Origin of the sequence: Pseudomonas sp. EGD-AK9 (assembly GCF_000465935.2) — a bacterium.
GTDB lineage: Bacteria > Pseudomonadota > Gammaproteobacteria > Pseudomonadales > Pseudomonadaceae > Aquipseudomonas.
This window is the reverse complement of the sequence record NZ_AVOF01000171.1, coordinates 1-7,077: the sequence shown is the minus strand read 5'-3', so window position 1 is coordinate 7,077 and position 7,077 is coordinate 1. Positions and strand designations below refer to the sequence as shown.

Genomic DNA, 7,077 nt, shown 5'->3' with positions numbered 1-7,077 from the left:
GTCGAGCAGCAGCAGGCGCGGCTGGTGCAGCAGGGCGCGGGCGATCTCCACGCGGCGGCGGTGGCCGCCATTGAGCGTGCGCACCTTGTCGTGACGACGCTCGGCGAGATCCTGGCGCAGCAGCTCTTCGTCGATACGCGCCTGCGCCTGGCGCCTGGGCATGCCGTGCAGGGCGGCGTGGTAGGCGAGGTTCTGCTGCACCGACAGGTCCAGATCCAGGGTACTTTGCTGGAACACCACGCCAAGCTGGCGCAGCGCCTGGCGTGGCGCACGGCGCAGACTGTGACCGAAGATGCGGATATCGCCCTGCTGCAGCTCATACAGGCGGGTGAGCAGGGCGATCAGGGTGGACTTGCCGGCGCCGTTGGGGCCGAGCAGGGCAGCGAAGCGTCCGGGTGCCAGCTCGAAGGCCAGGTCGCTCAGCGCCTGGCGCGCCCCGTAGGCGAAGCCGACGCCGCTCACCTGAAGGGCATTCATGGCGTCACCACCACGCCCCAGGGGTAGCGACCGACCTTGATCGACTTGCTCACCTTGAGCGTATCGACATCGATCACCGACACATCGCCGCTGACGCCGTTGGTGGTCAGCAGGCGCTGCTGGTCCGGGGTAAAGGCCATATGCCAGACGCGCCGGCCCACCAGCAGGTAGTCGAGCACCTCGTAGCTCTGCGCATCGACCACCGCCACGTGGTTGGCCGGGCCGAGGGCGACGAAGGCGTACTTGCCGTCGTCACTGAGCTTGACCCCCACCGGCTGCACCTTGTCCGGGTGCACGCCCTTGATCTCGAAGCGCAGCACCTTGAGGATCTCGCGCGCCTCGACGTCCATCACCGTCACCGTGCCGCCGATCTCGGCCGAGGCCCACAGGCGCTTGCCGTCCTTGTCGAACTCGACATGGCGCGGGCGCTGGTCGACCAATGTATTGTCCACCAGTTGCTGGGTGCTGGTGTCGATCCAGTGCAGCATATTGGTGGTCTCGCTGGTGTTGACCGCCCACTTGCCGTCCGGGCTCACCGCCATGCCTTCGGGCTCGACGCCCACCTCGATCTGCGCCAGCACCTCGTCGCTCTGGGTGTCGACCACGGTGACCAGCGCATCGTCCTCGTTGGAGATGTACAGCCAGCGGTCGTTGCGGTGCAGGGCGAACTGCTCGGGGTCGGCGCCGGAGGGCAGCTCCTTGATGATCGTACGGGTGGCCAGGTCCATCACCTGCACCCGGTCCGAGTCGCTGGCGCAGATGTACAGCAGCTTGTTGTCGGAGGAGAGCAGCAGCCCGCGCGGGCGCATGCCGACGGCCAGGGTATCGGTGACCTCCAGCGTGTCCAGGTCGATCACGCTGATGCTGTCGTCCTTCTCGTTGGACACATAAGCGGTGGCGGCCAGGGCCGAGTGGCAGGCCAGGCCGAAGGCGACTGCGCAGGCGAGACGGGTAAGGCGCATGGGGTTGATCCTCTTTTTATGTCGGTTTTTGCCGGTGCGCACGGCGCACCCTAGGGTCGGGTGCGCACCATCAATTCGCGTTACCGGCCAGATCGCAGCTCACTTCCGGGCGGTCGTAGCCGAGGCTGTCCATCTCGTTGCTGGGATGCAGGAAGCCGTCCTGCGGCGAGGTGCTGACCAGGGCCCGCGGGTGTACCAGCGGTATGGGTTGGCGCAGCTCGCCGTTCCACGGGCGGAAGCTCAGCTTGCGGCCCTTGAAGCCGTCCAGCGGCAGTTGTTCGTTCAGCAGCAGGTGGCGAATGGCCTGTGGGTCGGCCTCGCGCTGCTTGGTGATGGCCGTGGCCAGGCTGCGCACGGCCATCCAGGCGGCGAAGTCGCGGTCGTTCATCCAGCGCCCGGCCAGTGCCTCGAAACGCTTCTGCAGTTGTGCGGCGCCGAAGGTTTCCACGCTCTTGTGCCAGGCGGTCGGGGTCAGGCCCTGGGTGCCGGCCACCGGGCGCGGGTACCAGGTGTTGTAGGGCAGGTACTCGCCGAAGTCGCCGCGCTCGTCGGCCACCAGCACCACGTCGTACTCGCTGGCCTGGGTGAACAGCGGCATCTCCGCCTGGGCGCTGCGGCGCTGGTCGTTGTCGAAGCTCCAGGGCTTCTCCGCGACGATTTTGTGGCCGAAGCGCTTGGCCGCACGCTTGAGCGCGTCGGCGTAGGCGAGGTCGTCTTCGGTGTTGCCGGTCACCAGCAGCCAGCGCGTCCATTTGCGCACGGCGAGAAACTGCGCCAGGGCATCGGCCAGCATGGCGCGGCTGGGCAGGGTGTGCAGCACGTTGCCCAGGCACTGCGCGCGGCGCAGGCCGTCGTCGGTGCTGCCGGCGTTGAGCAGCAGGCTGTCCGGCAGGCGCTGGCTGAGCTGGCGCAGGGTCGCGGCGGGGGCGTTGATCACAAATAGGCGAATGCCTTGCGCATGCAGGTCATCGGCCGTGGTCAGTAGAGTCGCCGCATCCTCGCTCTCGGCTGCCTCGAGGCTGTAGCCCTGCTTGAGAAAACGCCCGGTGCTGTTGCTGTCGGCGATCGCCAGTTCGGCGCCACGGCGGCCGGCATCGGTTGGTTCGGGGATGACGTTGGACAGCAGCGGGCCGCGCGGCGGCAGGTGGGCCAGGTAGCCGATGCGCACCTGCAGCTCGCTGGCATAGGCGGCGCCGGCGCAGAGCAGGGCGAGAACTAGCAGGGCGGACTGGCAAATCTGGCGCATGGGGCGGCTCCCGGTCGGATGGCCCCAGCATAGGAACAGCCCCCGCCTCGGGAAATATGCCCAAAGTACCAGCGGGGCGGTACCAAGGTAGTAAACCGCAATGGTCGCCCGCTCCCTAGCATGGTCACCAGGCTCATAAAAACAACAGGTGAACCCCCATGCGCATTATCAAAGTCCTTACGCTGCCGCTGCTGCTGATCCTCAGCCTGCTCGGCGTCGACAGCCTGCACGCCGCCGGCGATATGACCCGCCGGCCGGTCGCCTTGCCCGACCTGGTGCTGGGCAGCGAGGAAAGCGACTACGCCATGTCGCAGAGCGAGTACCAGCTGCAGACCGGCCAGGCCTACCAGCTCAAGATCATCGCCAGCGGACAGAAGGAGTACGCCTTCCAGGCGCCCGAGTTCGCCACGTCCATCTACCTGCGCAAGGTCGAGGCCGGCGGCGTGGAGATCAAGGCGGTGACCCTCACCGAGCTGGAGTTCGAGGACGCCGGCGAGGCGGAAATCTTCTTCCTGCCGGTCAAGCCGGGCAAATACCGCTTCTACGCCAAGGGCCTGGAAGGCAAGGGCATGCTCGGTCATTTCGTGGTCAAGTAGATAGGCGCCTTCGGGCGCTCCGCCACCCATGCCCGTGCCTGCCAGTGCGTTGCGTTCGCGCAGGATCAGCAGGTGGCGACCGTTTTGGGAGAAAAGTTGATTGTTTTCGGGCTAACCGGCTCGCCTGGCAATCCCTATGATCTTTGCGCCTTGTTTTTAAGCGAGATCATTCCTGTGCCTAATCTACTGTTCAAATTGGCTCTGCCAATTTCCCTTCTTTTCACTTCTGCCGTCCAGGCAGCGTCCTTCCAGCTGACCAGCAGCGATATCGCCCAGGGCAAGCCCATGAGCAATGCTCAGGAGTTCCAGGGGTTCGGCTGCAGCGGTGGCAACCAGTCGCCGCAACTGTCTTGGAGCGGTGCTCCGGAAGGTACCGAAGCGTTCGCCGTGTTCGCCTATGACCCGGATGCCCCGACCGGTAGTGGCTGGTGGCACTGGCAGGTGGTGAACATCCCCAAGGAGGTGACTTCCCTGGCTGCCGGTGCCGTGGTACCGGCCGGCAGCACCAGCATCACGAACGATTACGGCGTCGCCGGATTCGGTGGGGCTTGCCCGCCCGAAGGCCATGGCGTGCACCGCTATCAGTTCACCGTCTTCGCGCTGTCGAAAAAGCTGGAACTGCCCGAGGATGCCTCTGGGGCACTGACTGGTTATATGGTGCGCGCCAATGCCATCGCCTCGAGCACTATCGAGGCCTTGTACGAGCGCAAGTAAAACTGGCGCTGTATCCTCGCAGCGCTCGAATGAGTCGATACTGCACCAGCTAGACCGGCTAGGTGTGAAGCCCGTCCTTGCAAGGACGGGCTCGTTGTTTTCAGGGAACCAGAATGATCGGTGGCGAGACGGCGCTTTCATCGGTGCGGGGGAGCAGATGCAGGAACTGATAAAGCTGGCGAGAGCGGCGCAGCGTGAAATCAGCGGGCTGCCGTTTTCGGTGTATTCGTCTTACAGGGAACAACGCATTCTCAATGCGCCGATTACCAAGCCGTTGCTGATATTCGTGCTGGCTGGCGTCAAGCAGTTGGGGCAGAGGGATGAAATCGTCTGCCCGACCGGCAGTTTTCTCTTTCTGTCCAACGCCTCGGATATCGATATGAGGAATATTCCCGGGGACGAATATTTCGCCGTTCTGATCGAGTTCGAATTCAGCGATTTCGATCGTTTCAAGCACAAGCGCAGTGGTAACCGGCGATATGTTCAGGGCGCTATCGACGAGGCACTGGCGAAAACGCTGCAGCAGTATATCGAGTGGTCGCTCTATGCTCCTCGTGCGTTGTGGTCGCTACGCAGAGAGGAGCTTCTGCAGCTGATCTACCTGTCCGGCCACGACGAGGTGAGCAGCATCGTCGGGCATCCGAGTCTCAGCCACCAGTTGCACGATATCGTCAGCGAAAATATTGCCGCCGATTGGAGCGTCGGGCGCCTGGCGGAAAAGCTGGCGGTCAGCGAGTCGACCCTGCGTCGGCGATTGAACGCCGAAGGCGCGAGTATCAAGTCGATCGTGAGCAGGGCCAGGTTGGGTCAGGGACTTTTCCTGCTGCAAACGACCATGGAGCCCATCGGGCGCATCGCGGAGCGTTGTGGCTACCAGTCGCAATCGCGCTTCACCGACAAGTTCAAGCAGCAGTTCGGCCTCACCCCCTCGGAACTCAGAAAAACCCGGGAGCCGGGTTAAGGCGTCACTGGCCCGCTCTCACAGCCTGAAGAGGCGAGCGGAGCGTGGGCAACCCCAACTCCGAACAGTCAGCCCCCACCCAAGCCCTACTACCAAGGGACTAGGACGCGACCACCAAAGCAGCATTCGGCGTCTTGCGCGGCCTTTCTAAGATGGCCCCACGAGCTCCGTACGAGCCGTCTTGCGTGCATTCGATGAGGTCCTAGCCATGAACAAGAAACTCAATTCCACCCTGGCCCTGGTGCTGCTGGCCGCATCCACCCAGCTCTGGGCGCATGGCGACGTGGTGCCGCAGGCGGTCAACACCGACGGCCTGGAGCCGCTGGGCGAGGAATGGCTGGAGGAGAACCCCTACCGCGACAACCCGCGCGCCATCGAGATCGGCGCCTCGGCCTACAACCAGAACTGCGCCGCCTGCCACGGTCTGGAAGCCAAATCCGGCGGTATCGCCCCGGACCTGCGCCTGCTTGAGCTGGGCGCCATGGGTGACGAATGGTTCAAGGAGCGGGTAATCAACGGGGCGGTGCGCGATGGCCGCGTGTACATGCCGAAGATGGCCGACTTCCTCAGCCAGGAGGCCCTGTGGGCGGTGCGTACCTATCTGGAGAGCGTGCACGTCGAGGAGTAAGAGCTTGATGATAAATCTGCTGCGCTCGGCATCTCGCGCTTCGGCGGTGCTCGCAATGCTCATGTATTTCAATACACTCCGCTTGCTGCGCTCCGGCGAAACGCGACCTGCCTTCGCTCGCGACGATTTCTTCACCATCTCTAGGAGCATGCGCCGGCTGATCCTGTTGTGCGGCCTGCTGCTGTGCCTGGGCACGACGCAGGCGCAGGTGCGCGACTTCGACCGCATCAACGAGTCCGGCGCCCTGCGCGTGGCGCTGTACCAGAACTTCCCACCCTACAGCTACGAGCAGGACGGCCAGCCGCGCGGCGTCGACTACGAGCTGGCGCAGGCGCTTGCCAAGGGCCTGGGGTTGCGGCTCGAGCTGATCTGGGCGCCGCCTGGCGAGAAGCTCGACGACGACCTGCGCGACTATATCTGGCGCGGCCGCGTCACCGCGCAGGGCGAGCTGGCCGATCTGATGCTGCGCGTGCCCTACGACCGCGAGTTTTCCTACAAGCGCAACGAACTGGGCGAGCTGATCAACGAACTGGTGGTGATGTTCGGTCCCTACCAGCGCGAGCGCTGGCAGCTGGCGCATGACCGCCGCCGCCTGGCCGAGGTGCCGAGCATCGCTGCGCTGCGCCGGCATCCGGTGGGGGTGGAGGTGGAAAGCGTGCCCTCGTTCTACCTCAGCTCGGTGCAGGGCGGCATGCTCGGCAAGCAGACCCATCACTACCCGACGCCGCAGCTGGCCTTCGCCGCCATGCGGGCCGGCGAGGTGGACGCGGTGATGGCGCTGCGTGGCGAGGTGGACTGGCTGCTGCACGAAGCCGGCGACCCGCAGCTGGCACTGGCGGAGAACGCCTACCCGGACATGGGCCGGCAGATCTGGGAGATCGGCATGGCGGTGCACGAAAGCAATCGACAGCTGGCCTATGCGGTCGAGGAACAGCTGGAAAACCTGATTCTCGATGGCTCGCTCGAGCGTCTCTATGCGCGCTACGGGCTGCGCTACGAGAAGCCTGAACAATACCAATAGGGCGCGAGCCGGAGGTGGGCGATGGATTGGCGGACCCTGGTGTTGCTGGCCCTGTTTGCCTGGGCCTGGGAAGCGCGGGCCCAGCCGGCCGATCCCGTCACCTCGGTGATGTGGGATTACTACCACCAGCGCCTGCTGACCGGCGAGCCTTTCGTCTTCGATGAGCAGGTGCGTCTCGAGGTGCCACCTTTTGCCGAAGACGCGCGCCAGGTGCCGCTCCAGATCGACGCCAGCGCATACCGCGGCAAGGTCAAGCGCATCCTGGCCTGGGCCGAGCTCAATCCTATCCCGCGTATTGTCGATTTCACCCCCGGCGCGCAGCTGGAGCCGAGCCTGGCCATCCGCATTCGCGTCGAGCAGGCTACGCCGATCCGCGCCGCGGTGCTCACCGACGATGGCCTCTGGCATGTCGGTTCGGCCCGCATCGAAGCCGCGGGCGGCGGCTGCACGGCGCCCAGCGTGGTGCGCGCCG

At 64.9% G+C, this 7,077-nt stretch carries 9 protein-coding genes; 6 read left to right on the top strand and 3 right to left on the bottom strand.

The annotated features are described in order from the left end of the window. The 3 genes from N878_RS09500 to N878_RS09490 form a co-directional block, all read right to left on the bottom strand. Positions 1 to 477 (bottom strand): ATP-binding cassette domain-containing protein (locus N878_RS09500; RefSeq protein ID WP_021443431.1); only part of this gene is annotated, 477 nt, incomplete at its 3' end. Then, positions 474 to 1,439: a YVTN family beta-propeller repeat protein gene (locus N878_RS09495; protein ID WP_021443430.1), complete on the bottom strand. Its 966-nt coding sequence runs from the start codon at positions 1,437 to 1,439 to the stop codon at positions 474 to 476. The genes N878_RS09495 and N878_RS09500, both read right to left, overlap by 4 nt. A 70-nt stretch (positions 1,440 to 1,509) precedes the next feature. After that, positions 1,510 to 2,685: an ABC transporter substrate-binding protein gene (locus N878_RS09490; RefSeq protein WP_021443429.1), complete on the bottom strand. Its 1,176-nt coding sequence runs from the start codon at positions 2,683 to 2,685 to the stop codon at positions 1,510 to 1,512. 158 nt (positions 2,686 to 2,843) lie between these two features. Here N878_RS09490 and N878_RS09485 point away from each other — a divergent pair, with 158 nt between their 5' ends. From N878_RS09485 to N878_RS09460, 6 genes are all read left to right on the top strand, one after another. Continuing rightward, positions 2,844 to 3,281 (top strand): copper-binding protein, encoded by a 438-nt coding sequence (locus N878_RS09485; protein WP_021443428.1) that lies wholly within the window; start codon positions 2,844 to 2,846, stop codon positions 3,279 to 3,281. A 174-nt stretch (positions 3,282 to 3,455) separates the two neighbouring features. After that, positions 3,456 to 3,995, top strand: a complete 540-nt coding sequence (locus N878_RS09480) for a YbhB/YbcL family Raf kinase inhibitor-like protein (RefSeq protein WP_036987600.1) — start codon at positions 3,456 to 3,458, stop codon at positions 3,993 to 3,995. A 157-nt stretch (positions 3,996 to 4,152) separates the two neighbouring features. Further along, entirely contained in the window at positions 4,153 to 4,956 is an 804-nt protein-coding gene (locus N878_RS09475; protein ID WP_031302951.1) for a helix-turn-helix transcriptional regulator, read from the top strand. A 208-nt stretch (positions 4,957 to 5,164) separates the two neighbouring features. Then, entirely contained in the window at positions 5,165 to 5,584 is a 420-nt protein-coding gene (gene pedF, locus N878_RS09470; protein ID WP_021443425.1) for a cytochrome c-550 PedF, read from the top strand. Positions 5,585 to 5,732: 148 nt separating this feature from the next. Continuing rightward, the gene (locus tag N878_RS09465) at positions 5,733 to 6,605 is read left to right on the top strand and encodes an ABC transporter substrate-binding protein (RefSeq protein WP_021443424.1); all 873 of its coding nucleotides are present in this window, start codon (positions 5,733 to 5,735) and stop codon (positions 6,603 to 6,605) included. A gap of 21 nt (positions 6,606 to 6,626) precedes the next feature. Next, a partial coding sequence (locus N878_RS09460; protein ID WP_021443423.1) for a thiosulfate oxidation carrier protein SoxY occupies positions 6,627 to 7,077 on the top strand: 451 nt, incomplete at its 3' end.

What these genes read in the sequence shown, in the direction of transcription:
- N878_RS09495 (WP_021443430.1), bottom strand. Translation starts at nt 1,439, where the DNA reads ATGCGCCTTACCCGTCTCGCCTGCGCAGTCGCCTTCGGCCTGGCCTGC.
- N878_RS09490 (WP_021443429.1), bottom strand. Translation starts at nt 2,685, where the DNA reads ATGCGCCAGATTTGCCAGTCCGCCCTGCTAGTTCTCGCCCTGCTCTGC.
- N878_RS09485 (WP_021443428.1), top strand. Translation starts at nt 2,844, where the DNA reads ATGCGCATTATCAAAGTCCTTACGCTGCCGCTGCTGCTGATCCTCAGC.
- N878_RS09475 (WP_031302951.1), top strand. Translation starts at nt 4,153, where the DNA reads ATGCAGGAACTGATAAAGCTGGCGAGAGCGGCGCAGCGTGAAATCAGC.
- pedF (WP_021443425.1), top strand. Translation starts at nt 5,165, where the DNA reads ATGAACAAGAAACTCAATTCCACCCTGGCCCTGGTGCTGCTGGCCGCA.
- N878_RS09465 (WP_021443424.1), top strand. Translation starts at nt 5,733, where the DNA reads ATGCGCCGGCTGATCCTGTTGTGCGGCCTGCTGCTGTGCCTGGGCACG.